This window comes from Nocardia sp. NPDC046473 (assembly GCF_040645995.1).
Lineage (GTDB): Bacteria > Actinomycetota > Actinomycetes > Mycobacteriales > Mycobacteriaceae > Nocardia.
Window position 1 is genome coordinate 1 of sequence record NZ_JBEYZJ010000001.1, and the last position, 25,731, is coordinate 25,731.

29 protein-coding genes and 1 rRNA gene are annotated in these 25,731 nt (G+C 65.3%); 20 read left to right on the top strand and 10 right to left on the bottom strand.

What is annotated here, in order from left to right:
* The first annotated feature begins 116 nt into the window (after nucleotides 1–116).
* Nucleotides 117–233: ribosomal RNA gene (gene rrf / locus ABZ942_RS00005) — 5S ribosomal RNA — on the top strand.
* Nucleotides 234–286: 53 nt separating this feature from the next.
* Here the strand turns inward: rrf and mug are convergent.
* Nucleotides 287–823, bottom strand: a complete 537-nt coding sequence (mug, locus tag ABZ942_RS00010; RefSeq protein ID WP_357377362.1) for a G/U mismatch-specific DNA glycosylase — start codon at nucleotides 821–823, stop codon at nucleotides 287–289.
* Nucleotides 824–1,107: 284 nt separating this feature from the next.
* Here mug and ABZ942_RS00015 point away from each other — a divergent pair, with 284 nt between their 5' ends.
* Nucleotides 1,108–2,025, top strand: a complete 918-nt coding sequence (locus ABZ942_RS00015) for a thioesterase family protein (RefSeq protein WP_357377364.1) — start codon at nucleotides 1,108–1,110, stop codon at nucleotides 2,023–2,025.
* Nucleotides 2,026–2,074: 49 nt separating this feature from the next.
* On the opposite strand, the gene ABZ942_RS00020 is transcribed toward ABZ942_RS00015, so the two are convergent.
* Entirely contained in the window at nucleotides 2,075–2,635 is a 561-nt protein-coding gene (locus ABZ942_RS00020; RefSeq protein WP_357377366.1) for a hypothetical protein, read from the bottom strand.
* Between the two features lie 3 nt (nucleotides 2,636–2,638).
* Nucleotides 2,639–3,901 carry a hypothetical protein gene (locus ABZ942_RS00025; protein ID WP_357377368.1) on the bottom strand — a complete coding sequence of 421 codons (1,263 nt, stop codon included), beginning with the start codon at nucleotides 3,899–3,901 and terminating at the stop codon, nucleotides 2,639–2,641.
* 133 nt (nucleotides 3,902–4,034) lie between these two features.
* Here ABZ942_RS00025 and ABZ942_RS00030 point away from each other — a divergent pair, with 133 nt between their 5' ends.
* From ABZ942_RS00030 to ABZ942_RS00065, 8 genes are all read left to right on the top strand, one after another.
* On the top strand, nucleotides 4,035–4,880 hold the full coding sequence (locus ABZ942_RS00030; protein WP_357377370.1) for a YbaB/EbfC family nucleoid-associated protein: 846 nt from the start codon (nucleotides 4,035–4,037) through the stop codon (nucleotides 4,878–4,880).
* Nucleotides 4,881–4,937: 57 nt separating this feature from the next.
* A complete protein-coding gene (locus ABZ942_RS00035; protein ID WP_357377372.1) occupies nucleotides 4,938–5,084 on the top strand; it encodes a hypothetical protein in 147 nt (48 codons plus the stop codon).
* A gap of 45 nt (nucleotides 5,085–5,129) precedes the next feature.
* On the top strand, nucleotides 5,130–5,369 hold the full coding sequence (locus ABZ942_RS00040) for a hypothetical protein (RefSeq protein ID WP_357377374.1): 240 nt from the start codon (nucleotides 5,130–5,132) through the stop codon (nucleotides 5,367–5,369).
* 60 nt (nucleotides 5,370–5,429) lie between these two features.
* Nucleotides 5,430–5,831, top strand: a complete 402-nt coding sequence (locus tag ABZ942_RS00045) for a nuclear transport factor 2 family protein (RefSeq protein WP_357377376.1) — start codon at nucleotides 5,430–5,432, stop codon at nucleotides 5,829–5,831.
* Between the two features lie 50 nt (nucleotides 5,832–5,881).
* The gene (locus ABZ942_RS00050; RefSeq protein ID WP_357377378.1) at nucleotides 5,882–6,859 is read left to right on the top strand and encodes a helix-turn-helix domain-containing protein; all 978 of its coding nucleotides are present in this window, start codon (nucleotides 5,882–5,884) and stop codon (nucleotides 6,857–6,859) included.
* Nucleotides 6,789–7,415, top strand: coding sequence for a DUF6790 family protein (locus tag ABZ942_RS00055; RefSeq protein ID WP_357377380.1), 627 nt, complete (start codon nucleotides 6,789–6,791; stop codon nucleotides 7,413–7,415). Before ABZ942_RS00050 ends, ABZ942_RS00055 begins: the two co-directional genes overlap by 71 nt.
* A complete protein-coding gene (locus ABZ942_RS00060; RefSeq protein ID WP_357377382.1) occupies nucleotides 7,412–7,831 on the top strand; it encodes an FAD-dependent monooxygenase in 420 nt (139 codons plus the stop codon). The genes ABZ942_RS00055 and ABZ942_RS00060 overlap by 4 nt, the downstream gene beginning before the upstream one ends.
* 154 nt (nucleotides 7,832–7,985) lie before the next feature.
* Complete coding sequence (locus tag ABZ942_RS00065) at nucleotides 7,986–8,405, top strand: MarR family transcriptional regulator (protein WP_357377384.1); 420 nt, start codon at nucleotides 7,986–7,988, stop codon at nucleotides 8,403–8,405.
* A 26-nt stretch (nucleotides 8,406–8,431) separates the two neighbouring features.
* Here the strand turns inward: ABZ942_RS00065 and ABZ942_RS00070 are convergent, their stop codons facing one another.
* A complete protein-coding gene (locus tag ABZ942_RS00070) occupies nucleotides 8,432–9,778 on the bottom strand; it encodes a permease prefix domain 1-containing protein (RefSeq protein ID WP_357377386.1) in 1,347 nt (448 codons plus the stop codon).
* Nucleotides 9,778–10,140, bottom strand: coding sequence for a PadR family transcriptional regulator (locus ABZ942_RS00075; RefSeq protein WP_357377388.1), 363 nt, complete (start codon nucleotides 10,138–10,140; stop codon nucleotides 9,778–9,780). Before ABZ942_RS00075 ends, ABZ942_RS00070 begins: the two co-directional genes overlap by 1 nt.
* Before the next feature lie 157 nt (nucleotides 10,141–10,297).
* On the opposite strand from ABZ942_RS00075, the gene ABZ942_RS00080 reads away from it, so the two are divergent.
* A complete protein-coding gene (locus ABZ942_RS00080) occupies nucleotides 10,298–12,646 on the top strand; it encodes a pyruvate dehydrogenase (RefSeq protein ID WP_357377390.1) in 2,349 nt (782 codons plus the stop codon).
* 256 nt (nucleotides 12,647–12,902) lie between these two features.
* Nucleotides 12,903–13,265: a DUF2834 domain-containing protein gene (locus ABZ942_RS00085; RefSeq protein WP_357377392.1), complete on the top strand. Its 363-nt coding sequence runs from the start codon at nucleotides 12,903–12,905 to the stop codon at nucleotides 13,263–13,265.
* A 17-nt stretch (nucleotides 13,266–13,282) separates the two neighbouring features.
* On the opposite strand, the gene ABZ942_RS00090 is transcribed toward ABZ942_RS00085, so the two are convergent.
* Nucleotides 13,283–14,170, bottom strand: coding sequence for a LysR family transcriptional regulator (locus tag ABZ942_RS00090; RefSeq protein WP_357377393.1), 888 nt, complete (start codon nucleotides 14,168–14,170; stop codon nucleotides 13,283–13,285).
* A gap of 168 nt (nucleotides 14,171–14,338) precedes the next feature.
* Here ABZ942_RS00090 and ABZ942_RS00095 point away from each other — a divergent pair, with 168 nt between their 5' ends.
* From ABZ942_RS00095 to ABZ942_RS00105, 3 genes are read left to right on the top strand one after another with little or no spacing between them, the layout of a single operon-like run.
* Nucleotides 14,339–15,532, top strand: a complete 1,194-nt coding sequence (locus ABZ942_RS00095; RefSeq protein WP_357377394.1) for a glycine C-acetyltransferase — start codon at nucleotides 14,339–14,341, stop codon at nucleotides 15,530–15,532.
* Nucleotides 15,532–16,404 carry a polysaccharide deacetylase family protein gene (locus tag ABZ942_RS00100; protein WP_357377396.1) on the top strand — a complete coding sequence of 291 codons (873 nt, stop codon included), beginning with the start codon at nucleotides 15,532–15,534 and terminating at the stop codon, nucleotides 16,402–16,404. The genes ABZ942_RS00095 and ABZ942_RS00100 overlap by 1 nt, the downstream gene beginning before the upstream one ends.
* A complete protein-coding gene (locus tag ABZ942_RS00105) occupies nucleotides 16,397–17,341 on the top strand; it encodes an NmrA/HSCARG family protein (protein WP_357377398.1) in 945 nt (314 codons plus the stop codon). The genes ABZ942_RS00100 and ABZ942_RS00105 overlap by 8 nt, the downstream gene beginning before the upstream one ends.
* Before the next feature lie 6 nt (nucleotides 17,342–17,347).
* Here ABZ942_RS00105 and ABZ942_RS00110 read toward each other — a convergent pair whose 3' ends face one another.
* Together ABZ942_RS00110 and ABZ942_RS00115 are read right to left on the bottom strand one after the other, a co-directional pair.
* Entirely contained in the window at nucleotides 17,348–18,016 is a 669-nt protein-coding gene (locus tag ABZ942_RS00110; RefSeq protein WP_357377400.1) for an alpha/beta hydrolase, read from the bottom strand.
* 180 nt (nucleotides 18,017–18,196) lie between these two features.
* Nucleotides 18,197–18,691: a MarR family transcriptional regulator gene (locus ABZ942_RS00115; RefSeq protein WP_357377402.1), complete on the bottom strand. Its 495-nt coding sequence runs from the start codon at nucleotides 18,689–18,691 to the stop codon at nucleotides 18,197–18,199.
* Between the two features lie 62 nt (nucleotides 18,692–18,753).
* On the opposite strand from ABZ942_RS00115, the gene ABZ942_RS00120 reads away from it, so the two are divergent.
* A complete protein-coding gene (locus tag ABZ942_RS00120; RefSeq protein WP_357377404.1) occupies nucleotides 18,754–20,079 on the top strand; it encodes an amidohydrolase family protein in 1,326 nt (441 codons plus the stop codon).
* 416 nt (nucleotides 20,080–20,495) lie between these two features.
* Here ABZ942_RS00120 and ABZ942_RS00125 read toward each other — a convergent pair whose 3' ends face one another.
* Nucleotides 20,496–21,002, bottom strand: a complete 507-nt coding sequence (locus ABZ942_RS00125; protein WP_357377406.1) for an O-acetyl-ADP-ribose deacetylase — start codon at nucleotides 21,000–21,002, stop codon at nucleotides 20,496–20,498.
* Nucleotides 21,003–21,214: 212 nt separating this feature from the next.
* Here ABZ942_RS00125 and ABZ942_RS00130 point away from each other — a divergent pair, with 212 nt between their 5' ends.
* The 4 genes from ABZ942_RS00130 to ABZ942_RS00145 all read left to right on the top strand — a co-directional run bounded on the left by ABZ942_RS00130 (nucleotide 21,215) and on the right by ABZ942_RS00145 (nucleotide 24,912).
* Entirely contained in the window at nucleotides 21,215–22,150 is a 936-nt protein-coding gene (locus tag ABZ942_RS00130; protein ID WP_357377408.1) for an undecaprenyl-diphosphate phosphatase, read from the top strand.
* Between the two features lie 163 nt (nucleotides 22,151–22,313).
* Nucleotides 22,314–23,009: an AIM24 family protein gene (locus tag ABZ942_RS00135; RefSeq protein WP_357377410.1), complete on the top strand. Its 696-nt coding sequence runs from the start codon at nucleotides 22,314–22,316 to the stop codon at nucleotides 23,007–23,009.
* 69 nt (nucleotides 23,010–23,078) lie between these two features.
* Nucleotides 23,079–23,849 carry a hypothetical protein gene (locus tag ABZ942_RS00140; protein ID WP_357377412.1) on the top strand — a complete coding sequence of 257 codons (771 nt, stop codon included), beginning with the start codon at nucleotides 23,079–23,081 and terminating at the stop codon, nucleotides 23,847–23,849.
* 487 nt (nucleotides 23,850–24,336) lie between these two features.
* Nucleotides 24,337–24,912, top strand: coding sequence for a TerD family protein (locus ABZ942_RS00145; protein ID WP_357379299.1), 576 nt, complete (start codon nucleotides 24,337–24,339; stop codon nucleotides 24,910–24,912).
* A 9-nt stretch (nucleotides 24,913–24,921) separates the two neighbouring features.
* On the opposite strand, the gene ABZ942_RS00150 is transcribed toward ABZ942_RS00145, so the two are convergent.
* Nucleotides 24,922–25,731, bottom strand: a complete 810-nt coding sequence (locus ABZ942_RS00150; protein WP_357377414.1) for a methyltransferase domain-containing protein — start codon at nucleotides 25,729–25,731, stop codon at nucleotides 24,922–24,924.

The following is a 25,731-nucleotide window of genomic DNA, read 5'->3' on the forward strand; positions in this document are numbered from 1 at the left end:
CGGTAACGGGTGCAGGTGACTGGTACTAATCGGCCGAGGACTTACCAACAAAGAAGCTACGCGTCCACTGTGCAGTATCTGAAACAACACACGATTGTGTGACAGTTTCATAGAGTTACGGCGGCCATAGCGGCAGGGAAACGCCCGGTCCCATTCCGAACCCGGAAGCTAAGCCTGCCAGCGCCGATGGTACTGCACTCGACAGGGTGTGGGAGAGTAGGACACCGCCGGAACATCATTCACGAAAGCCCCCCAGCTCACGCTGGGGGGCTTTCGTCGTTTAAGGCTATTGCGGCACGGGATTCCCGGAGGGTCGACTTCGATCGGGTATGGCTGCGGCTCGGCGCAGCCGTGCGAACTCTTCCGCGAGCCGCTGCGGCGGATAGTGCGCGTTGAGGCCACTGGGGTTCGGCAGCACCCATAGTTTTGTCTCCCCGATGCGGAGGTCTTGTGGCCCGACGGTGGCCTCCGGTCGTCCGTAGCCGGCGCGGAAGGCGGTGACACCAAGGACAGCCAGCCACTGCGGCCGCCAGGTGTGCACGCGTTTCGTCAGTTCGGCGGCTCCGGCGGCCAGTTCCGCACGAGTCAGTTCGGCCGCCTTGGCGGTTGGCCGACGGACCATCGTCGTCAAGCCCAGTCCCCAGGTCAACAATTGGTCGGCTTCGGCGGGTGCGAGCACCACCGGCGTGAAGCCCGACCGATGCAGCGCGGGCCACCACCGGCTGCCGCGGGTCGCGAAGGGTAGGCCGGCTGCCGCCGAGGAGAGACCGGGGTTGATACCGCAGAAGAGCACGTCCAGCTCAGGGGCCAGAATATCCTTCATCCGACTGTCCTCTCGGGTCTCCTCGCTGGCTGAGACCGCATCACTGCTTCGGGGCTGTGCTCGAGCACAGCCCGCGGATAAAGCAAACTGTTGGGTATGCTTTCTGTGTCTCGCACGATGTCTTCGAATGATCTGATCGGGAAGTCTTAAGGCACCAACAGACCCAAGTTTGGCGCTCAGGCCGGATGCCGCATCGGTCGTCCTGGAGAACCGTACTGATGACGAGAGGTGGTTTTCGTCTTATGGTCGCGAACGGCCGAGATCGTGTCCCAGGTCCGGAAGTGGTGGCGGCGACGGAATCGACGATCGACCCCCAACAGCCGGTCGTGGCTCTCGACGATGCCGCCTTCGGCAGGGCCTGTGCGTTGACCGAACTGCCCTCGGGTAATCCGGTGTCGGCCGACAATTCGACCGTCGTTCGTTACAGCGGCGTCATCGATGCGATCTGGACTATCGGCAAAAAGCTGCACGGCGGCACTATGGTCGCCACCAGCGCCGCGGCCGCCGCCCGCGGGTTGCGCGCCGCTCATCCGGAATCGGCGGAAATGTTGCCGATTGCGGCCAGCACCGATTTCCTCGGGGCCCCGGACCCCGGCCGAGTCGACTATGAGGTGCGCGTCCGCAAGGCCGGCCGGCAGATCTGCCTGGTCGACGTGGATCTCGTGCAGGAGGGGCGCACCCTTGTGCACACCGCTTTCACCTTCGGTCGCGTCGATGACGCGCCACCGGTCTACGTCCCCGAGAGTCATACCGATATGCCCACCGAACCGACCGCTGACGCCGTTGCCTACGGGCCGGATTCGCCCATGCGCATCGCCCACCTCAGTCAGGGCGCCTCGGTGGCCATCGATCCGATCTGGGCGCGCTTCCTTGCTGGTGAGCAGGGCAAGCCCCAGCTGCGGCTGTGGATCCGCCCTCGTCCCGCCGATGAGCAGGACCCCGAGGTGGCGGTTTATTTCGCGATGATGGCCGGCGATATGAGCCCGCCGGTATCGATGAATCTGGGACGTTTCGGCTGGGCGCCGACCGTCCAGCTCACCACCCATCTGCACCGCCGTCCAGCACCCGGCTGGCTGCGTGTCATCGCGACAACGCCCGAGGTCGGCGAGCGAATGTTCGTCCAGGACCAGCTCGTTCTGGACGCCACCGGCGCGGTGATCGCGCAGACCCGCCAACTCGCCCTCATTCCACTGCCACGTTGACAGCGTCGCCGCTGCCTGCCTCGCATACCGATAGCCTCAGGACGCTCGTCTATTCTGCGAAAATGCAGCAGAGCATGAGGAGTCGATTGATTCGGGTGTCGTGCACAGAAAAGTAGTGGGTCCCTGCTCGGCCGAAGGGCTTGACCATGTCGAAGCCAGGGCTCGAATCGCCGCGAAACTGAACATCGACCTTGGCGATCGCGATTGCGATACCAGCGAATGGGAGAAAATCCAGCCCGCGCCTGCTCATTACCTTCGCGCTGGCGCCGACCTCTTTCCCGACAAGTGAACCCACCCCATTCTGGTGTAACTCACGGATATGGCCGAGGCTACCCAAACGGGTTTTCCGGGAATTGACATATCCGACACTGTTGCCGTCCACGTCGTATGCGGAGCGGGAGTTGATCGAACCGACTCGATAATCGAGATTCGGCCCGGTATACACACCCAGGTCGTGATCCAGATCGTCATCCCAGACCAGTGATGACAACTTGTCACGTCGGTGAATCCTGGCCACGGGCCTATCGGATCCGGGCACCGAGACGTCGAGAGTGGTGTCCCGGACGCCAAGTCTGGCGACCACTTTGAACTCCGAAATATTCTCCAGCATCGTCTACCCCGTCGCCGAAGGCAGCATTGTCATCCGACCGACACCGAGCAGCGGCGTCCATGCCGCGTTCTTCTCGAACGCAAACCCGCGTTGTTCGACATCCTGGACCACGCTGCCGATACTTATGTCGGTGGTCAAGCCCTCGATGGATTTCTTCGCCTCATCCCAAATCTTTGAGGCTTCCGTCTCGATCAATTGATAAGTCTGGTAAATCGTAGTCACGATACTGGCCACCAACTTGACTTTCTCGTATATCTTGACCATTCGCCAGGCAGTCCATGCTGCGGCCGCGATGTCGGCGAGCGGATCTTCCGGCCCCAAGCCGACGACCATGATTGCTGCGTCGCCGGCAATCATCTTCAGAGCCTCTTCGGCCAGTGCCTTGATGGCGGTACTGATGGCGCGATCGATCGCGGATACGACGATTCGCACCAGATTTATAATTGTCTCATAACCTGTGCTATAAGCTTTTGCGACTACCTTTGCGCCGTCTCCTATGCCGCCGATGCCGCTGGTCCAGCGGAACATATGCGCGTCGAATGCCGTGCCGGTATCGCCTTTCCATTCACCGCCCAGCTTCCAGGATCCTTTGCGCAATGTCGCTGCGACGGTGTAGCATGCGTCACCCAGAGTGTCATACGCGTCGTGCAGATACATGAGACGATCCCAGTCGCCGGCCAAGGGCTTGAACAGTTTATCTATGAGACTGTCCCCGGTTACCATCTTGTACGCCTTGTCTGCGATCCATAGATGATTGCCACCCATTACCGCTGACCATTTTCCACCTATGCCCTTGGCGTCGAGTGGACTACGGTACTCCACCAGATGCCCGAGCAGGCCCTTATTGATCGAGTCCGGCTTATCGGGTGTCTTCAGCGTGACACCTTCGTCATTGAAGTTACCCAGTGACGACGCTCCCGGTATTGCCGAGATATTCGGAATATTAGAGACGTCGTCGGGAAAGAGCTTCGCCATATCGGCAGCTCGACCCCTGTCCTGGTCGCCGAATCGAGCATCGACAGTGGTGATCTTATCTTGGATTGTTCCCATGCCGGACTGGCATTGTTTCAGTTTTTCCGCAAAGAAATCCGCAGGCTCGTGCACATGTGGCTGCAAGAGCGACAGCAGGCCGTCCAAGCCTTCGGATTCCGCGCACTCCTTGCCGGCCCAGGCGATCATGGGTGCGAAGTGCTCGGCCTGTTTGGCCAGCAATGCGTTGAAGGCTGTGAAGTCTTCGGTCGTCGGCACGTTCAGGACATCGGCCACGTAGCCCCCTCCCCATCTTGTCGCGGCGCAAGACATGCTAGCCGACCGCGCTGAATCCTCAAGGGGCAGTGGGTAAGACGTCGCCGACCACGGCTACGATCGATGGCAACAGATACGGGTGCAGGAGTGTGACGTGGACGAGTTCAACCTCCAGGCTCTGCTGGCCGAGATCGATCGTCGGCAAGCCGAACTGATAGCGGCGAACAGGCAGCTGTCCGCCATCTCCGCTACCGCGCAATCCCGGGACGGCTTGGTCGAAGTCGTGGTCAGTGCGGCCGGAGTGGTGAAGACTGTGCGCCTGGCTCCAGAGATCTTTCGCCGTAGCAGTCCGCAATACCTGGCAGGCTCGCTGGTAGCCGCCATTCAGCAAGCCGCCCGCACTGTAGCTCCGTCCAGAAAGCGGGCGACGGCGCCGGGTGCCGAGATCCGCAGGGAGTTCTCGGACCTGGCGGAGGCGATCCCGAAACCATCGCCCGCAACTCTGATTCCTGCAGCACGTTCTGACACCTCTCGTGCGGAGGTCGGCGGTGACGGGACCTCGAACGACCGGACGGTCCGGGCAGAGGTGAATTCGATGGGAATCGTCACCGTCATCGATATTTCGCCGAGCGTCTTTCGTGGCGGCGCCGTCACGCGGCTGGAGACTGCGATCGTCGAGGCGACGCAAAGAGCTGCGCGTGCACTGTTCGAATCCCGATCCGATGCACTGGATCCAGACCTTCGAGAATCCGAGACCGCGCCACAGGCACCTGATCTGGATGCGCTCTACCCGGTTCCCGCCGCGGTCGAACCTCCTGCATCCCCGACGCATACGTTCACGCCCGAACCGCCGCGGCCCCTGCCCGCTCCTGCGAATCCCACTGGCCACGTCATTCCAGGAACGCGGAAGCCCAATCGGGATGCGCTCTACACCCCGCATGATCTAGACGACGAGGACGGTTACTACCAGCACCACCGACAGAACGGATGGTTGGTCTAACCGTCGACGAGGGCTTCCTTCGGCCGCAGTAGGAGCAGGATTGCGAAACTGGCGACGATGATCGGCGAGGCGGCGGGAACGTGTCCGGACACGGGGATGGCGCTTTCTTGTCAGCGAACGGCGTTTTCGCGACTGGTGCTGCTCGTCATGATTGCTGAAGAATCGCTGTGGGTCGAGATCGAGCTTGTCGAGATCCGAAGATAGTGAGTGCGACACCCCCGTACTCGCTGTGGCGATGATGGAGGTCATATGGCTTGGCGCACCGGCACTGGAATTCAGGTTCGCCGGTTTTCGTTGATCGGAACAGCGATGACGTTTCTTGCGTTGATCGTGTCCGTCGCTGCGGTGCCGTCGATTACGGCGGCAACGCCTACCGGTACCTACCAAAAGTGCACGGATGAAATCGATTACGCGGGCGACCCGCGCCCGAACGTCGAAATAAACCTGTCGGGTGAGCAACTCGGCGAATGCCCACAACCCATCAGCTAGTCGTCGGATCCGTATCCAGCGATGCTGCGTCCAGTACCACAACTACCGAGGAGAACTGTTATGACGCTCACTGATAAGGCGCTCGCCACTCGTGAGATCGAGGAATTGCTGCAGGACTATTTCGACGCGCTCTACACCCAGGACATGGTGTTGTTCGATCGGGTTTTCCACCCTGCGGCGGTGCTCTACTCCGCTCAGGATGGCGTCGTCGCGGTGCGTCCACGCGAGGAGTACCGCGGGATCATGCAGGCCAGGCGGTCACCTCAGCAGGATCGGGCACCCCGCGACGACACCGTGCTGTGGATCGATGTGTTGTCGCCGGAGATGGCGCTGGCCAAGGTGCGGCTGCGGCTCAACGACAACATCATGGTCGATTTCCTGAATCTGCTGTTGGTCGACGGACGCTGGATGATCGTGGCCAAGCTTTATCACCGGGAGGGCGCTGCCCCGGAGGTGCGATAGTCCAGCGTGGCGAAAATCCGGATAACGGACGCCCGGATTAGCGTAGGAGCATGCTGCACACCGTCGCCGCAATTGTGGTCGAGGATTTCACGCCGTTCGAACTCGGTGTGGTCTGTGAGGTTTTCGGAGTGGACCGTACGGCGGAGGGCGGCCCGTCGTTCGATTTCCAGGTGTGCGGCGAACGCCCTGGTGAACCGCTGTACTGTGCGCAGGGTTTCGCTGTCGTGCCGGAGGCCGGATTGGTCGGCCTGGCCGATGCCGATCTCGTGATTGTTCCGGCAGCTTCGGTCCGTGGCGATTATTCACCGGCTGTTCTGGACGCGTTGCGCGCCGCATCGGATCGAGGGGCGACGCTGCTGTCGGTGTGCAGCGGCGCCTACCTACTCGGCGCTGCCGGTTTGCTGGATGGCCGACGGTGCACTACGCATTGGCGTTATGTCGAGGATTTCCGGCGACGGTTCCCGCATGCGGACGTCGATCCGGACGTGCTGTTCGTCGATGACGGACCGATCGTGACCAGTGCGGGCACCGCCGCGGGCATCGATGCCTGCCTGCACCTGGTACGTCGCGAAATCGGTTCCGCCGCAGCGAATCTGATCGCTCGACGGATGGTCGTAGCGCCACATCGGGAGGGTGGACAGCGTCAGTTCGTCGAACGGCCGGTGCCCGAAATCGCCGACACCAGCCTGCGGCCCGTTCTCGACGATATCCTCGATGACCTCACGGTGGAACACACCACCGCCGATCTGGCCCGCCGCGCCCGCATGTCGCCCCGCACGTTGTTGCGCCGGTTCACTGCCGAAACCGGCACGACTCCGCACCGCTGGCTCACCCTGCAGCGCGTCCGCCATGCCCAGCAACTGCTCGAGGACACCATGCTGGACATCGAGCAGATCGCCCGCGCCACAGGTATGGGCACCGGACCTCTACTGCGTCACCACTTCCGCCGGATCGTCGGTGTCACCCCCAAGGATTACCGCGCCACCTTCGCCGCCAGGACATCCACACCGGCGAACCGGACACCCTGACGGCATCGTCGCCGACGCAGAGCGCGTCTCGTCCGAATGGCAAGTCGAGATCGAGTCTTGTGCGGTTGCCACTCGGCACAGCCCCTCTCGCCAAGCCGCCCTGGAAACTTGGCAGCGGTGGTGGGCCGTTGGCGCGCTCGGCCTCGGCAGCCTGTGGATGACGTTCGCGTTCTTGACGGTGCCCGAGGTGATGGCGACCGCGATCGGCTTCAACTCGACCCCGTTCCAGTTCGAGATCGCATTCGCCAACCTCGGACTCGCGGTCATGGGTTTCCGTGCCGTCTCGGCCTCTGCCCGTGAACGGATCACCATCGGTCTGGGTGCCGGAATGTTCTTGTGGGGCGCGCTGATCGGCCACGTCTACCAGTGGTTCGCCCATGGTGATCACGCGCCCGGCAACACCGGTGGCGTCCTGGTGTGCGACCTGCTTTTCCCCGCCGTGATGATCGTTCTCGCCTACCGCGCACAGCGACTGTCCAGCACCGATCAGTCCCCGGTCTTGTTGCCCGGCAACATGAGTGACTCGTCGCACGGGGTCGGGAGCTGGCAGGCGTGAGCACGGCGATCGTGGTCGGTGGCGGCATCGGCGGGTTGAGCGCGGCACTCGGCCTGGAGCGCGCCGGCCGGCGGGTGACGGTGTTGGAGCGAGCAGCGCAGTTCCGCCCGGTCGGCGCCGGGCAGAGGCTGGCACCCAACGCAGTCCGAGCGCTGAACTGGCTGGGACTAGCTGAGCAGCTCCGGTCGCTCGATACCGCGCAGGGCGCCACCGGGATTCGGACCGCATCGGGCAAGTGGCTGTTGCGCGGCGATGTCACCGAGGTCGTCCGCCGGTTCGGTGTCCCCGGCTACCTGCTGCACCGGGCCGACGCACACGCCATGCTGATCGGGGCGCTACGGCAGACCAACCTGCGTGGGTCGCACAATGGCGCAGCCCACTGCAGGTCGCGCTCCGGAACAGCCTCGTGTGGCTGACGCCGCGCTCGGTGTACCTGAATTCGGTCAGCGACACCTTCTCCTGGACGACCGAAACCGCCTTGGCGGCGCGGGATACGCGTCTGGCCACCGCGAAGGAGGAGCGATCTCGAGGTTCAATCTTAACCGGGTAAGACTCGGTTATGCTCGGCGTATGGACGATGGACTCGCAGACTTGCTGCATCGCGTGGTGTTCCTGCTCGGCGAAGCGGCACGGCGGCGGATGGACAACACCAGCGGCCTGAGTTACAGCCAGATTCGGCTGCTGGGGATGTTGGAAGACATCGAACCGGTGACCCAGCATCAGCTGGCGCAAGCGCTTGCGGTCTCCGATCCGGCCATCAGCCGGGCACTGCGCCCGCTGGAAGAAGCCGGATTCGTGCAGATCGAGATCGACCCCGAGCGCAAACGACGACGGCTGGTCCGGACCATCGAAACGGGCCGCAACGCTTTCCATGGGACCGGCAAACCACTCGCCGACGAACTACGCACCGCCCTACTCGCCGCCGATTTCTCGTACGAGCGCTACCTGCACGACACCACCGTGCTGGCCCAACTCCTCGAACCGTCCTGATAGTTGTCCATGTCGTGGGCTCGACGTCAGGTGAAGTCGAAAATCGGTGGTAGCACGACGATTACGGCCGCGGCCCACGCTCCGTAGACCGGCAGGTACTGGGTCTGCCAGCGTTCGACGTCGGCGAACCCGCGCCGACCACGGACGAACCCGAAGCCGAGCCGCACCGACCACGCCAGATTCACCAGCAGCACCAGGTTCATGCCGAGCGCCACCGCCTTGTTCGGGGTGAAGCCGAATTCCGCGATACGCGAGACCATCGCGGCCAGCATCACCAGATCGACGGCGAGGGCGCTGATGACCAGGAGCAGTTGCAGCCGGTCGAAGGTGTCGGGTGGGGCCTGCGGGTCGCGCGCGGAGATCGCGTACAACAGCAAGCCGAGCACCACCACGAGAATCAGGTCCAGCAGAATCAGCAGATTGCGGTCGATGTCGATGACGCTGCGGTTGGCCGCGAACGCCACCAGCAGCGCGAGCAGCATTGCGACGGTGAGCGGGGTGAACACGCGCGTGAGTACCGGGGCGATGTTCTCCACCACGTTCTGCTTGGCCTCGACCAGCCAGGCCGCGACGATCACCGCACCCGCGACGCCGAACGGCGCCACCCAATCTCCGATGACCCATTCGATGTCCACGTCGAGCGCGTGGAACGCATTGACCGTCAGTCCCATCAGTACGCCGCCGCCGAAGGCGAGCAGGGTGAGGTAGACGATCCATTCGCCGGTGAATCGGATGAAATCCATTCGGCGCCGGTCGGATTGCCACTCGCCGCCGACGTAGGCGAGGCCGACGGCGAACCACAACGCGATCGGTGCGTGGATCGCGGCGATGATCTCGGTCGATCCATCCGGGTCGAAGGGAAAGAGGTTCAGCACGAGGGCGGCGAGTGCGAACGGCACCAGCAACGCGGCCGCGACGCGCGGACTCACCTGCCGCTTCCACGCGAAATATCCAGCGAGGAAAGGCAATACGAACAGGCTGGCATTGCGCGCCACCGCGGCGCCATCGAGAATCGCGAGGCCGAGCTTCAATGTCAGCGCCGCGATGACGGCCAGGGCGAGCACGACGATCAACTCGCGCTTGGGCCGCGCGTCCCCGCCCTCGGGTTCGGCGGGTAGCAGTACCAGCTGTTTCCACAGCCGATCGGAATGTTCGCGGGCGAACTCGCGGGAGATCGAGTCCACGCTGCCCATCCGTTTGACCGCGACCAGGAACGCCTCGTCGGCGGCGAGCCCGACGTCGATCAGCTCTGAAACCTGTTCGCGCAGATGGTCTTCCATCTCCTCGACGTCGGCGGCGGATATCGCATGATGGCGCTGGACATAGCCGCGCCACTGCCCGATCTGCGATTCCAGCTCGGCATCGGTAGTCATCACGCCCATCCCTTCGCCGCGGTCGGCGGCTGCTCGATGCTGCGCCAGACCTGCCCGAGTGCGTCGGCCACGACGGCCCACTGAGTGCGGCGTTCCGCGAGCGCGGCCCGGCCGGAATCGGTGATCGCATAATGCTTGCGCCGCCGCCCGGTATCGGCGGACTGCCAGGTCGACGTCACATAACCCAGTCGTTCCAGCCGGTGCAGCAGTGGATAGAGCATCCCGTCGGTCCATTGCATCCGCCCGCCGGACAGTTCGTTGACCCGTTTGAGGATGGCGTACCCATAGGACTGGCCGTCGGCGAGTATCCCGAGCACCAGCGGCGTCGCCGACGCCGCCACCAAGTCTTTGTCGATATGCACCGGACTCCCATACCTAGAGCTGCTAGGTATCGACGGTAGCAGAGACGCTGCCGATAGCGTGCCAGGATTTCGCATGCCAGTGGAATCCCGCGAGGCGAGCCGACAGCGAATGGCAAGATCGACCGCAACGCCGCCGATTCGCCGGAGGAGCAAGCCGATGACCGATCTCACCGCGCCGAACTACCAGCACAGCAGTGATGCTGCAGTCGATCTCGGCGCCCTGTCGGAGATCGAGCGCCGTACCCGCTGGCTGGCGGTGTCGATGATTCATCACGCCAACCGGGTGCGGCCGAACCCGTCCGGACTGAAGGTGGGAGGTCACCAGGCGTCGTGTGCGTCGATGACCACGATCATGACCTCGCTGTGGTTTACCGCCTTGCGATCCGGCGACCGGGTCTCGGTCAAACCACATGCCTCGCCGGTTCTGCATGCCATCAACTACCTGCTCGGCGAGTTGGACGAGTCGTACCTGACCACCCTGCGGCAATTCGGCGGCCTGCAGTCATATCCCAGCCGATCCAAGGATCCCGATCCGGTCGACTACTCCACCGGATCGGTCGGGATCGGTGCGACGGCCCCGATCTGGGGAGCGATCGCCCGCCGCTACCTCAACTCCGCGCTGGGTGTCGATACCGGCAGCGGACGGCAGTATTCCCTGGTCGGCGACGCGGAACTGGACGAAGGCGCGGTGTGGGAGGCCATTGTCGATCCCGGCAACGCCGAGCTCGGTGAGATCGTGTGGATCATCGATCTGAACCGCCAGTCCCTGGACCGGGTGGTGCCCAATATCGCGGTGGGCCGACTGGAGGCGATGTTCGCTGCCGCGGGCTGGCAGGTGCTCACCGCCAAGTTCGGCCGCCTGCTGGAATCGCTGTTCACCCGGCCAGGTGGTCAAGCATTGCGCACCCGGGTCCTGGAGATGCCCAACCCCGAGTACCAGCGACTGCTGCGCTGCGACGCCGACGAGCTGCGGCGTCGGCTGCCCGGCAGCGGTGCCGACCACGCGCAATTGACGGAACTGATTGCCGGACTGGATGATTCGACCCTGTTGGCCGCGATCCGCAACCTCGGCGGGCATGATATGCAGGCCCTGATCGATGCCTATGCGCAGATCGACGACACTCGCCCGACGGTGATCATCGCCTACACCATCAAAGGCTATGGACTGCCGACGCAGGGGCACCCGCAGAACCATTCGTCGCTGCTGTCGGTGGCCGAGTATGAGTCCCTCGCCGCGGAGCTGGGTCGGGATCCGCAGCATCCTTGGGAGCCGCTCGCCGACGACAGTCCCGCCGCCCGGCTGTGCACGGATACCGCAGCGCGGCTGCGTCGCGACCCGGTCCACCCGACCGAACCGCCCACTGTGTCAGGGGATTTCGGCCGCACGCCGAAAGGTACCGCCACCACCCAGGCGGCGTTGGGCCGAACGCTGCTCGATCTGACCCGTGCGGCACCGGAACTGGCGCGGCGCGTGATCACTGTCAGCCCCGACGTCAGCTCCACCACCAATCTGGCGGGCTGGATCAACAAGGTCGGCGTGTGGTCGACCGCCGAGCGGCACGACTGGTTCGCCGACGACGCCGAAACGCTCGTGCGGTGGCGCGAGCAACCCACCGGCCAGCACATGGAACTCGGTATCGCCGAGACGAATCTGGTCGGACTCATCAGCGAACTCGGTGCGACCTGGAGCCGGTGGGCGCAACCCCTGTTCCCGATCGGCGTGCTCTACGACCCGTTCGTCGAACGCGCGCTGGAGCCGTGGACCTACGGTATCTACGCGGGCGGCCAGTCCATTCTGATCGGGACCCCGTCCGGTGTCACCCTCGCCGCCGAAGGTGGTGCCCACCAATCGATTACCACGCCGTCGATCGGAATCGAGACCCCCGGCCTGATCTGCTACGAGCCCGCGTTCGCCATCGATGTGGAATGGACCTTGCTGGCCAGCATCGCGCGGCTGGGCCGACCGGACGGGACTTCGGCGTATCTGCGTTTGTCGACCAGACCGGTCGAGCAGCAACTCGCCGAGGTGCCCACCGATCCCGCGGCCAGGGAACGCCGTCGCAAACAGGTTGTCGCAGGCGGATATCCGCTGCGCCGGCGCGACGGTGCGGTGGTAACCATCGTGGCGATGGGTGCCGTCATGACCGAGGCGGCGGCGGCCGCCGAGCGCCTCGATTCGGCCGGAGTCGTGGCCGACGTCGTCTGCGTCACCAGCCCCGGGCTGCTCTTCGAGGCGATGCAGGCCAGGCAAGGGCGCGGACATGGCGACAGCTGGATCCTGGATCAGCTGTTTCCGGTCGGCCGGGCCACGCCGATGGTGACCGTCCTGGACGGCCACCCGCACACTTTGTCCTTCCTGTCCGGGATCAACCGGGTGCATCACATCGATCTCGGTGTGACTCGCTATGGGCAGGTCGGATCTCTCGACGAGGTGTATCGCTACCACGGCCTCGACACCGACAGCATCGTCGCCGCCGCCCTCGACGTCCTCGGCACGGCCGGGTGAGCTCAGGGCCAGGCCTTGCAGCGGAAGAGGTTTCCGGCCCCGGAGCTCGTTGCCGGACCGTCCTAGTGATTGTTTTCGTGTCCGAGTAGATGATCGACGAGCTCGGTCGCTGATTCTGGGGGGGCGCGTCGGAGTTGGGTCTCGTAGAACCAATTGTATGTAACGATAGGTCTCAGTTATCTCTGAGACTTCGGTTGCCGGGCTCGTCTCCAAGGACGACCCGCCGACCTCACGTCACGACCTTAGGAGACCGCTCATGTCCGAGGGCACTGCGGATTCACCCTGGCGACGGCCCACGCTCGTCGCGACGCTCGTCGCCGCGTTCATGACGCAGAACTCGATCGCGCTGCCCTATGTATGGAGAAATGGGCCGAAGTCGGTGCTGGATTTTTTCGTCGGCGACATCTACAAGACGGTGCCGGGCCGCTTCGCCATGGCCGACCTCGGCTTCGTGGTGCTCGGCTTCCACGTGTGGGCCTTCGCCGAAGCGCGGCGGCTCGGCATCGTGCGTTGGTGGGCTATCTCGTTCGTACTGACCTTCGCGGTGGGTATCGCCACCGCGATTCCGTTCTTTCTGCTGGTCCGCGACTTCACGGTCGACAAAGCAAGCAGGCAATGAGTCACGCCGCCGGTGCCTCAGGCAGTCAGGTGTTCTCTGGCGCACTGCCGGAAGGCCGCTACCAGGCTGGAATCCTCGGTGCGGGTCGCCAGCACGACCCGGCTCGGTGCGATACCGCGTAGCGGAATCAGCGTGAGGTCCGTTCGGGTGGTGTTGACGTGGCTGCGGGTGGCGACGGCCAGGGTGTCACCGGAGGCCACGCATTCCCACGTGTCATCGAGGGTGTTCATCACGGGGCCGGTGCGGACGGGTCGGCCGTCCGGCCTCGGTTCCAGGCGCCAGAAGGCGCTGCAGGCGGGGTCGAGGCCGGGCACCCACTGCAGGGGTTCGTCGGCGATGTCGGCGAGGACGGCGAACGGTTGCCCCGCGAGCCGGTGACCGTGGGGCACGACGAGGACGCGCGGCTCATCGTAGAGGTGAGTGACGTGCAGCCCATCGGTCGAGAACGGCACGCGGGCGACGACAGCGTCGACCTGGCGGTCGAGTAGCGCCTCGGCGGGGCGGCGCCACCCGAGATACGTGGTCCGGACGATCGCTTCGTGATGTCGGCGACGAAGTTCCCTGGTCGCCGCAGTGATCACCAGACCCGCGGTGTATCCGATCGAAATGCTGCCCGGCCCGGCCGTTGCCCGCGCCGCGGCCGCGGCTTCGCCCGCGGCGCGCAGCAAGATCCTGGCCTTGGGCGCGAACGCCTGCCCGGCCTCGCTCAGCCGGGCGCCCTGTGGTGTTCGGTGGAACAGCCGCACCCCCAATTGCCGTTCGAGGCCGCGGATCTGACGGCTGAGCGACGGCTGACCCACATGCAGGGCGGCCGCGGCCCGGCCGAAATTCGCATGGTCGGCAACGGCGAGGAAGTAACGGACCACCCGCAGGTCCAGATCCAACGGCGAGACGACTTCGGTCATAACCCCACCGTAGTCACACGGCAGGGCGCCTGTTCCCGCTCGCTCACGTCGAACGATGCCTCTCGGGCATGTCCGATTCCGGACTGGGCATTGGACGCTCGCCCGCGCCGGTCACACGCTGGAGACAGCCGCCGGGCGGGTGATGTCATCCAGTGAGGAGTACACCGAGTGTTCACGATCCGCAACGAACTTCGCACCGTGCTGCGCGGTAACCCACCCGGTACCCGCGAACGGCCGATTGATACGCCGCAGTCGACGCGTATTTCGATGGCCGGGTACGAGCTGCTGAACTTCTGCGCCAACGACTATCTGGGGCTGGCCAACCATCCGCGGGTGATCGCGACGGCGAAGTCGGCACTGGACACCCACGGATTCGGCATGGCCAGTGTGCGTTTCATCTGCGGGACGCAGCCTCCGCACCTCGAACTCGAGCGCGCGATCACCGATCTGCTGCGCACCGAGGCGACCCTGCTGCAGGGTTCGTGTTTCGACGCCAACGGCGGGATCTTCGAGGCGCTGCTCGACGAGCGGGACGCGGTGATCAGCGATGAACTGAATCACGCCTCCATCATCGACGGCATCCGGCTCGGCAAGGCGGCTCGGTATCGTTATCGCACAAGGGATATGGACGATCTCGAGGTGCAGCTGCGACAAGCCGCCGGGTTCCGCCGCCGCCTCATCGTGACCGATGGCGTGTTCTCCATGGACGGCGCCGAGGCGCCGCTGTCCGTGATCTGCGATCTTGCCGAGCGCCACGATGCGATGGTCATGGTCGACGACTCGCACGCCGTCGGAGTTCTGGGCGCGACGGGCGCCGGGACCACCGAAGCGGCCGGAGTGCGGGACCGAGTCGACATCATTACCGGCACGCTCGGGAAAGCCCTGGGCGGTGCATCCGGCGGATTCGTCAGTGGCCGAGCGGAGATCGTCGAATTGCTCCGCCGTCGCTCTCGCCCGTATGTCTTTTCGAACGCGGTGCCGCCTGTCGTCGTCGCGGGGTCGCTCGCCGCACTCGAACTGGTGAAAGCCGGTGCGGCCGAACGGCAACGCCTGCGGCACAACGCGGAATCGTTCCGCCGCTCGATGATCGAGGCCGATTTCGACCTGCTGCCCGGCGATCATCCGATCATCCCGGTGATGTTCGGTGACTCCGCTGTCGCCGACCGGATGTCGGAGGCCTTGTTCGCGCACGGCGTTCACGCGGTCGCCTTCACCCACCCGGTGGTGCCCCGAGGTGCGGCGCGCATTCGCGTCCAGGTCTCGGCCGCTCACTCGAACGCCGAGATCGCCCGCTGTGTCGAGGCCTTCATTCATGCTCGGCGCGACGTCGCGGCCGACGGCCACACTGAGACGGCCTACTGATGAGCAAGGAAGCGTTCGAGGTGCGGGCGGCGCCGATGCGGTGGCCGGGCGACAAGAAGGCGGCCGTCATGATCACCGTGGCCGTGGAGCTGTGGTCGCCTGGCCACTGGCCGGTCTATGCCCCGATGGCCACGGCGTGGCCACTGCCGGGAGTGCACGATATGCACAGCGTCTCCTGGTCCGAATACGGCGCGACCACCGGGGTGTGGCGGTTGCTCGATATGCTGCGATCTCATCGCATGCCCGCCACCTTCGGTATCAACGGCCTTGTCGCCGAACGGTTTCCGCAAGCCGTACGGGCCGCGCACGACGCCGGGCACGAGATCGCCGCGCACTCCTACGCGCAGGACATCATCCCCGCATTACTCGACGTGCGCGGAGAACGCGAGAACATTCGCCGATGCACCGCGCTTCTCGAGAACCTGACCGGGGTGCGCCCTATCGGCTGGATGAGTCCGCGGGCTTCGGGCACGACGCACACCCCCGATCTGCTGGCCGAGGCCGGTTACCTGTGGTCCGGTGATTACAACGACCACGAGCTACCCCAGGTGCTGACGACCCAGCGTGGTCCACTCGTCGCGATCATGCACAGTGCGCTGTCCGACATCCGCGGTGCCGCCGGACCCCGGGAGTACCTCGACAGTCACGTCGGTCTGCTGAACGACATGCTCGACGCCCCCGGCCCGGGCATCTACAACCTGACCGTGCACGCACATGTCGGCGCCAGGCCGCTGCTGTCCGGCATGGTCGACCGGATCCTCGGCCACATCGAGACAGTGCGCGAGAAGGTGTGGCTCGCTACCCACCGACAGATCGCCGAACACGTTCTTACCCAATATAATTCACCAGGGAGCTGGGCCGATCATGGTTGAGACGCTCGTCATCGGAGGCACGGGCGCGATGGGCAGCACCGTGGTGCACCGACTGCTCCGATCGCCCGGCGACACCGTCGCCGTACTCACCCGCAATCCCCGCTCGGACAAGGTCAAGGATCTGCTGGCGCGCGGAGACGGCCGGGTCCGCATTCTCCAGGGTGACCTGGACGATCCCGATAGCGTCCGGGCGGCCGTCACCGAGCGGGAACAGGTCTTCTGCAACACCGACTTCTGGTCCGGCGCAAGCGTTCTCGGTGAATACCGACGGGGGATCGCAGTGCTGGAGGCCGCGCGAGCGGCGCGCGTCGAACGATTCGTCTGGTCCTCACTGGACAGCGCCGTGACGCTGACCGGCGGATCCATCCCGGTACCGCACTTCGACGCGAAGGCCGCGGTCGCGGCACACATCAATATGCTCCGATCCGATGAGATGATGCGCGAGGTCGACGACGGCTGGTACAGCGCGCATGTGTCGATCCTGACGACGTCGCCCTACTTCGAGAACCTGCGAGCACGACTCGCACCACAGCGCGGCCTACTCCCCGACGGACGGTCCGGGCTGCTGTTCTCCCTCCCCTTGGGAACGGGAAGGTATCCGCTGATCGGCCTGGACGACATCGCGTGGTTCGGTGCCTTCATGTTCCGGGACTGGCAGAGCTGGGGGGCCCGCGACCTCGCCGTCACCGCGGACAGCCTGACCGGCGACGAGATAGCCGCCACGGTCGAGCGGGTGACGGGGACCCCGTGCCGGTACCGCTCGATTCCGCCGGACTCGCTGCGGTCTTCGATGCCGGGCGTCGGCCACGACTACGCCGCCATGTTCCGGTTCTTCCAAGCACGCGACATCATCGGCCTCGACCGGGACCTCGCGCACCTGCGTGCACTCCATCCCGAGCTGATGACCTTCGAAAACTGGTTGCGCGCAACGGGATAGCTTGGGTCAGAGGTGGTCGCGGACCAGCGTCACGACGTCGGCGGGTCGGCTCAGGAACGGGCAGTGCCCGCTCGGCCAGGCCACGGTGGTGCCGCAGCGCTGGGTGAAGTAGGCGACCATTTCGGGCAGGATCGCCCGATCCTCGGTCGCCGCGACGTAGGTCGACGGGGTGTCCTTCCACGCCGCATGTGCGGGTGCGTCGGTGAAAATCGAGGCGGGTTCCGGGCGTAGGAGAGCGATCGCTCGATCCGCGACTTCGGTTGTGCAGTCGGCGAATAGGCCGTCGCGGGCACCGGCCGGATCCAGTCGGGTCATGCCCGCGTCATCGACGGTGAGTGGCAGTGGCGCGCCTTGGCTACCGGTCTCCCGTTCGATCCGCGCGATCCACTGTTGGGCGTTCTCGCCGATGTCGAAGACGAAGCTCGACAGATACAGCAGATGCGAGATTCCCTTCAGACCCGTCGCGGTGACACCGCCGAAGGAGTGGGCCAGTATCACGGGCGCCTCGGCCGCCTGATCGATGAGGTCCTGGACCAGCCGGGTGCTGTCGGCGAGGGAATGGCCCGCCAGGTCGGGCACCGTGACATCGATGCCGTCGCGGCGCAGGTGCTGGGTGATCTCATCGTAGTGGGCCGGTTGCAGCCAGGCACCGTGCAAGATGATCAAGGGGCGCATGACTGTTCGTTATACCGGTAGCGACATAACTTCTGTGTCAGTGCCTGATCGGGCCCGTCCCGCGCCGAAGCCGGGTCTGGTTCGAGGAACGCCGCATGCCGATAGGCTCACGGCGGCCGCGGCCGCCGTGAGCCGGCCGATGTACCGCATCGCCATCTGGAAAGGGGTGCGGGGACAGGGTCAGTCCGAGTCGGATTGCTCCGTCGGCGTGCTGTCCGTTCGGCTGTCACCGGCCGACGCCACGGCCTGCTCCAAGTTCGCGATCAACCGCGTCAGCAGAGCCGCGAGGTGCTGAATCTCGTCCTCGTCGAAGCCGGTGAGTGCGTCCGCGTGGCCTTGCGACAACACGGTCCGCGCCTCGGGCAGCAGCGACAGTGCCCGGTCGGTGAGCGCGACCAAGCTGCTGCGCCGATCGTGCGGGTGCGGTGTGCGCTGGATCAGACCGTCGCGTTGCATGCGGGCCAGCAGTTCGGCCATTGCGGGCTGACCGCCGCTGGATCGGGTGGCCAGTTCCTTTTGGGTCAGGGCGGATCCGTCGGACAGTGTGCCGAGGACGGGGATCTGGCCTGCCGTGATGCCGAGCGCGCGCAAGCGACTGTCATGGAGCAGGGCGAAGAGCCGGGCCGCGTGGTTGATCAGCTGGGCGGGTGCGGCTTCAGGGCGCCAATCCGTCATGCCGTTCAAGATACATCGGATCCGATCTAGAATTAATATCGGATCCGATGTACTTTGCTCACATGATCATTCGAAACGTGACAGTCATCGACGGATCCGGCGCAGCGCCGATCGAAAACGCGGAAGTCGTCGTCGCCGGCGAACGGTTCACCGAGGTCCGGCCCTGTGCGCCGGACGCGGTGCCTGCTGATGACGAAGTCATCGACGGCCGGGGCGGATACCTGATTCCTGGATTGTGGGAAAGCCACACGCATTTGGCCGGTTACGCGGCCGGGCTGCCGGAACCGGAGCAGGTTCCCTTCGTCATCCGGGCGCTGGCCGATTTCCTGGCGGCGGGGATCACGACGGTCGTGGACCTGGGCGGCTCACTGGACATCGACCGCGCTGTGCGGACGCAAGCCGATCCGGGCGAGACAGCGACACTCTGCTATGCCGGTCCGGTGTTCACCGGAGTCGGGGGCTGGCCGCTTCAGGCACACGGCAACCCGGCCATGGCCCGTCAGGTCAGCGATCCCGAGCAGGGCCGTCGGCTGGTGCTCGAGCTGGTCGAGGATGTCGACTTCGTCAAATTCATCTACGACGGCGAGCCGGGGGCGCCGGACAAACTGTCGCGTCGCGCCTTGCACGTCATGGTCGAGGCCGCACACGAGGCGGGCAAGAAGGTGCTCGTGCACATCCGCACGCACGCCGACATCGAGGATGCGGTGTCCGCCGGGGCAGACTGCGTCGAACACGCGCCCTTGCCGTCGGGAGACGACGAGCTGACCGAAGCCGGGAAAATTGCCGACCTGCTGGCGAGTTCCGGAACCTACTACTGCCCGACCCTGGTGACCTGGGAGCAGCTCGGGCACGGTGGCGACCGCAGCTACCTGCAGGAACTTCTGGTCGACGGAATCCTCGACGAATCCGGGGCTCGGGCGGTGGCGGCACGGCCGGGATTCGGGCGCCCGTTCCCACATCACCCGGCGGAGGAATCCATGGCCCGTTTCCGGTACGGGATGCGAACTCTGCCCATCATGCACGCGGCCGGGGTGAAAATCGTTGCAGGCAGCGACGTTTCGCTGACGCTACCGTCGCCGCCGTTGGCGTTGCTGCGGGAACTGCAGCTGTTCGCCAAGGCCGGGTTGTCACCCGCCCAGATCATCGTCACCGCGACCCGGCATGCCGCGGAACGGATCTCGATGCCCGCCCGCACCGGGACGATCACCGCGGGCTCGGTTGCCGACGCGTTGCTACTCGACCGCGACCCGCTCGCGGATCTGAGCGTCTTGTCCGATCCGGCCGGTCGCGCGGCCACGATCCGCCAGGGCAAGGTACTTCCGCGGGGCTGGCAGGGCGCCGGGAGAGCCGAGCTCGGAGTCGACGACGCCCCCTCCGCAGCGCTCTGAAACCTCTCGGCCGCAGAGCAATCGCGTCAAATGAGCCGTTCTCGGGCCAAGCCTGTTCGGGAAGAGTAGGAGCAACCACTGTCTCGGATGAGCGTTGGGCAATTGTCTCCTCCGACGCTGGGATTCGCTCGCCCGTGCACCCCGATATGCAGAGATGGCTGCGTACCCACGCAGCCGTCGCCGTGGCGCTGGTGCTGATCGGACAGAGCGCGCAACGCAGCGGCCGGGGTGTGCGCCGACGCGAAGCCCTCGCCGAGCTCCCGGCGTTCGTCAGATCAACGTCGGCGGCGCCGAAAGGGGAGTCGGCAGTACTGATCGATGAAATGAATTCCGCTGCACCACAAGGCACGCCAGCCCTGCTGGCGGTCCGGACCGGGTAATACGTATTGCTGATCGGTGATCGGCAGCGTCGGAAATCAGGCTGCCGCGGCGAAGGAGTTGTAGGCGTCCGAGCTGAACAGCACGAAACGCACCTCCCGCACCCCGGTGTCGGCGGCTCGCACAGTCTCGATCGCGATGCGGGCACCGTCATCGATCGGCCAGCCGAAGATGCCGGTGGAGATGGCCGGGAACGCAACTGTCCGTGCACCCAATTCGTCTGCCACCCGCAATGATTCGCGGTAGCAGGAGGCCAGCAGCTCCGATCGATCTTCCTGCGCCGACCACACCGGCCCGACCGTATGAATCACCCAGCGGGCGGCCAGCTTCCCGCCGGTCGTCGCAACGGCCTGCCCGGTCGCCAGCCCCTTCCCATAATGCGACGCCCGCAGATCACGACACGCATCCAAGATCGCCGGCCCACCCTTACGATGAATGGCCCCGTCAACGCCCCCGCCGCCGAGCAACGACGAATTCGCCGCATTCACCACCGCATCCACATCCTGCTCGGTGATATCACCCCGGACCAGCACGATTTCGACCATCCACCCATTGTTGCCACGCTCATCACCGCAACAAAATCCCAACGGACATCTGGCGCGCCATGGCGGCGACCGGTTCGCCGACGTCACCGGGTTCTTCGTGCCCGCCGCGTGAGCGGTTGGCGTTCGGCGGCGCAGCATGTCCTCGAGGTGCCGATCGGTCGCAGCGTTACCTTGCGCGGCGTTCGGCGCGACCACGTGGGAGGCTGTCAACGATGCTCACTTACACCCAGGCCGTGGTGATCGGCGCGTTGCAAGGCATAACTGAACTGTTCCCGATTTCCAGCCTGGGCCATTCGGTGCTGGTGCCCGCGTGGCTGGGTGGATCGTGGAGCGATCTGGTCACCCAGGGCGATTCCGATAACGGCACGCCGTATCTGGCGTTCGTGGTCGGGTTGCATGTCGCGACCGCGATCGCCCTGCTGGTGTTCTACTGGCGAGATTGGGTCGGCATCGTCGTCGGCTTCCTCACCACGCTGCGCACCCGACGGATCGAGACGTCGAGTCAGCGGCTGGCGTGGCTGGTCATCGTCGCCACGGTGCCCGTCGGTGTCCTCGGGCTGCTGTTGGAGCATCCGTTGCGGACACTGTTCGCCAAACCGCTGGCAGCCGGGCTGTTTCTGACGCTCAACGGTGTTGTCCTCATCGCCGGTGAGGTGCTGCGCCGACGCAGCCAGCCGACGCTGGCCGAATACGGCAGGCGCTTCGCCGAGTCCGAGGCCCGCGCCGAGGCGATATCGCAGGGCTACCTCGAGACCGACGACGACATCCGGCTGGCGGACCTGACCACCAAGGACGCGTTGATCATCGGCGCCTCCCAGACCGGCGCGCTCTTCGCGGGCATCAGCCGCTCGGGCATGACGATGGTCGGCGGCCTGCTGCGCGGCCTGGACCACGAGGACGCGGCGAAATTCGCGTTCCTGCTGGCGACCCCGGTCATTCTGGCCGCGGGCGTGCTGAAACTGCCGACCCTGGCCGGCCCGCAGGGCAACGGCATCCTCGGGCAGGTGCTGGTCGGATCGATCGTCGCAGGCGCCGCCGCCTATCTGGCCGTCCGGTTCCTGGAGCGCTACTTCAAGTCGAACTCGCTGCTGCCGTTCGCGGTATACAGCTTGGCTTTCGGCCTGGCCTCGGTGATCCACTTCCGCTGAACGACGAGCCCGGCGCTGCGCGATGAAACTGCTGTGCCACAGCCCGTTCGACAGGGCGTAGCGTGGGAAGCGACAGCCTGGCGTGTCGGGTCGCTACCTGTGCGTGCGAGCCGAAAGTTCTTGCGGGGCAAGTGCGTGTGTTCCCTAGTAAAGGGGAGGGACGTTGGATGCCAGGATTCTCGGCACGGTGATGCCGGTGCTCGAGGTGACGCTGGCCCCCGGTGACAACCTGATCGCCGAGGCCGGGCAGTTGTCGTGGATGACCGAGTCGATCCGGCTACGCACCTCCAGTCGGGTGGGCCCGGGCGGGCTACTCGGTGCCGTCAAGCGGGCGGCCGCGGGTGCCGGATGGTTCCTCACCGAATACACCGCGGCGAAGAGTCAGGGGCGCGTGGCGTTCGCGGCGAAGCTGCCGGGTCAGATCATTCCCGTCACGCTGGGGCCCGGCAGCGAGTACCTGGTCCACCGGCACGGATTCCTGTGCGGCACCGGCGATGTGCGCGTCGCGCTGACCTTTCAGCGCCGCCTCGGCGCAGGCATCTTCGGGGGCGCCGGATTCACGCTGCAGCGACTCAGTGGCTCCGGCTACGCGTGGGCCGAGCTGTCCGGTGAAGTCTTCCAGTACACCCTCGCGCCAGGAGAGACGCTGCGAGTGCATCCGGGACACGTCGGAATGTTGGATGCCACAGTAGGATTCGACATCACCGTGCTTCGTGGTGTTCGAAACATTCTGTTCGGTGGTGACGGCCTGTTCCTCGCCGCCCTCACCGGCCCCGGTCGGGTATGGCTGCAGTCGCTGACCGTCAGCAACCTCGCGCATGTGCTGCTACCGTATCTGCCTGAGCCCCAAGGTAATTGATGAAGACGGGACGGTTGCCCGGTACCGGGGTCGCCCGCGACGGCGACGATGCTCAGCGGAGGTGAAGCGGTGGACAACCTGGATCGATCCGGCCTGACGGACCCGGCAAAGGCGACGGCGCGGCAGGCGCTGCGGCAGTTGCAGGAACAGCTGCGCAAATCCGAGCGGCTGCTCGATCTCGCCGCGGAGCAGCAACCGTCACAGACGTTGACGCGGATCGTGCATTCGCGATGGCCGGTGGCGGCCGCGGTCGTGGTCGCCGTCGCCCTGCAGCTCTGCCTGCCGAACAGTTTCACGCCGGGGCATCGACTGGTGCCCGGCCTCGAGCTGGTGCTGCTCGGCGGGCTGGTGGTCGCCGATCCGCGGGGGCGGGCCCGGCCGACCCGGTGGCTGCGCCGGATGATGGTCCTGCTCACCGTGATGATCACGGTGACCAACGGATGGTCGGCCATCCGGCTCGTCATCGATATCGCGCAAGGCAAGCAGGAGGACGGGTTCATTCTGCTGATCTCCGGTGCCGCGATCTGGGCGACCAATGTGATCGTGTTCAGCCTGTGGTATTGGCAGCTCGACCGGGGTGGGCCGCTCGGTTCCCGTGCCGCGGTGCGCCATCGAGATTTCGTGTTCCCGCAGCAGGCCGACCTGGATCCGGCACTGGTGGAGTGGACGCCCAGCTTCCCCGACTACCTGTATCTCGCCTACACCAACGCGACGGCGTTCAGCCCCACCGATGTGATGCCCTACACGATCCGGGCCAAGATGATCATGATGGTGCAGTCGGCGGTCTCGCTGCTGACCATCGCGCTGGTCATCGCCCGCGCGATCGGCTTGTTCAAGTAGGCCTGCGCCGAACAGAATCGGTAGTCATAGCTGAATTCGCTATCGGCGTAGGTGCCACTATGCGGGTTGGCGGTACTGTCGAAGGGTGATGACCGGTGAGGGGGAGCCGAGAATGCGCGCCGCCTCCACACACAATCCGTTGGCCGCGCGACTACGTGCCGCGGTGGCGGACGCCCATGCGGATGCGGTGCGCGCCGCGAACACGGCCGAGCGCACCGGTATGCGGTTGAGCCGCGCGGTGCTCGAGCTGATCGAACTACAGCGGCGCATCACGACTATCGCCGATCAACTCGACAGCGCGGTCGACAAGTCGGCCGTGCCGGATCCGCCGATCACCTCGACGGACACCGAGCTACCCGGTGTGAACATTCTGAAACCCTCCGCCGGACCACCGTTTCGGACGACCCTGGACGCCTTAGGGTCGATGCCGTTCCAGCCGCACGGATGGCCGTGGCAATCGTTTGCTGTCGATAGGAAGGAAACCGCAATGAGTGTGACGCTGGCCAAGGGCGGCAACGTTTCGTTGTCCAAGCAAGCCCCGAATCTGACGGCGGTGGCGGTCGGTCTGGGGTGGGATGCGCGCGGTACGACGGGCGCCGACTTCGATCTCGATGCCAGCGCCCTGGCGACCGGACCGGACCGAAAAGTGCTCTCGGACGGGCACTTCGTGTTCTACAACAATCTGCGCTCCCCGGAGGGCTCGATCGAGCACACCGGCGACAACCTCACCGGCGAAGGTGAGGGCGACGACGAGGTCATCAACGTCGATCTCGCCGCGACCCCGCCGACGATCACCAACATATTCTTCCCCGTGTCGATCCACGAGGCCGACGCCAGGCAGCAGTCCTTCGGGCAGGTTCGCAACGCCTACATTCGGGTCGTCGACCGAGCCACCGGCTCGGAGTTGACCCGCTACGACCTGACCGAGGACGCCTCCACCGAGACCGCGATGGTCTTCGGTGAGCTCTACCGCCATGGCAACGAGTGGAAGTTCCGTGCGGTCGGGCAGGGCTATGCCTCAGGACTGGGCGGCATCGCCCGCGACTACGGAGTCAACGTCTGACAGGCACCTTCAGCTTGTCCGGGCGACTGCTTGGACGGCCCGCAGTCGTCCGTCGGCCAGCGCATCGGTGAGGTGCTCGGCCCTTTCGCGGAAGTTGGGGACGAATGCGTGCAGCCCGAGCGGGCTCGCCGGCATCGCCAGCACGGTGCGCATCGTTGTCACGGTTGCCTCGGTGAGGTCTGCCCAGTGTTCGACCGTGTAGCCAGCGGATTCGATCGCGGTGCGTAGTGCGGCCGGGGTGGCCAGGTGCGTGTGCTCGGGCGCTTCCGCCCAGGGCAGCGGATAGTCCAGCGCGCCGCCGTCACCGGTGACGATGTCCCACACCGCGAGCCGACCGCCGGGCGCGGTGACTCGGCGTGCTTCGCGATACAGGCGGTCCTTGTCGGGCACGTTCATCTGGACGTGCTGGCTGAAGACCACCTGGAAGGACCCGTCGGCGAACGGGAGTTCGGTGACGTCGGCCTGACGGACGACTATCCGATCGTCAAGGCCGACAAGATGATTGAGCCACCGCGCGGTGTCGCAGTATTCCGCGACCATATCGACGCCGGTGACCCGGCAGCCGAAGCGAGCAGCGAGGTAACGGGCGGTGCCCCCGATGCCGGTGCCCGCGTCGAGTACCTCGGTCGCGGGCGTCAGGTCGACGAGTTCCACGAGCTGGTAGGTCGCGATGCGTCCGCCGCTGTGGAAATCCTCGAGTAGGGCGAGATCGGCGGGCTCGAGTCGGTCCAGATCTTTCCCCGCGGCGATGAGCGCCTGCTCGATGTTGATCTGAGATACCCCGGTCGCGTATTGGGCCGGGATCTGTATTTCTTTCAT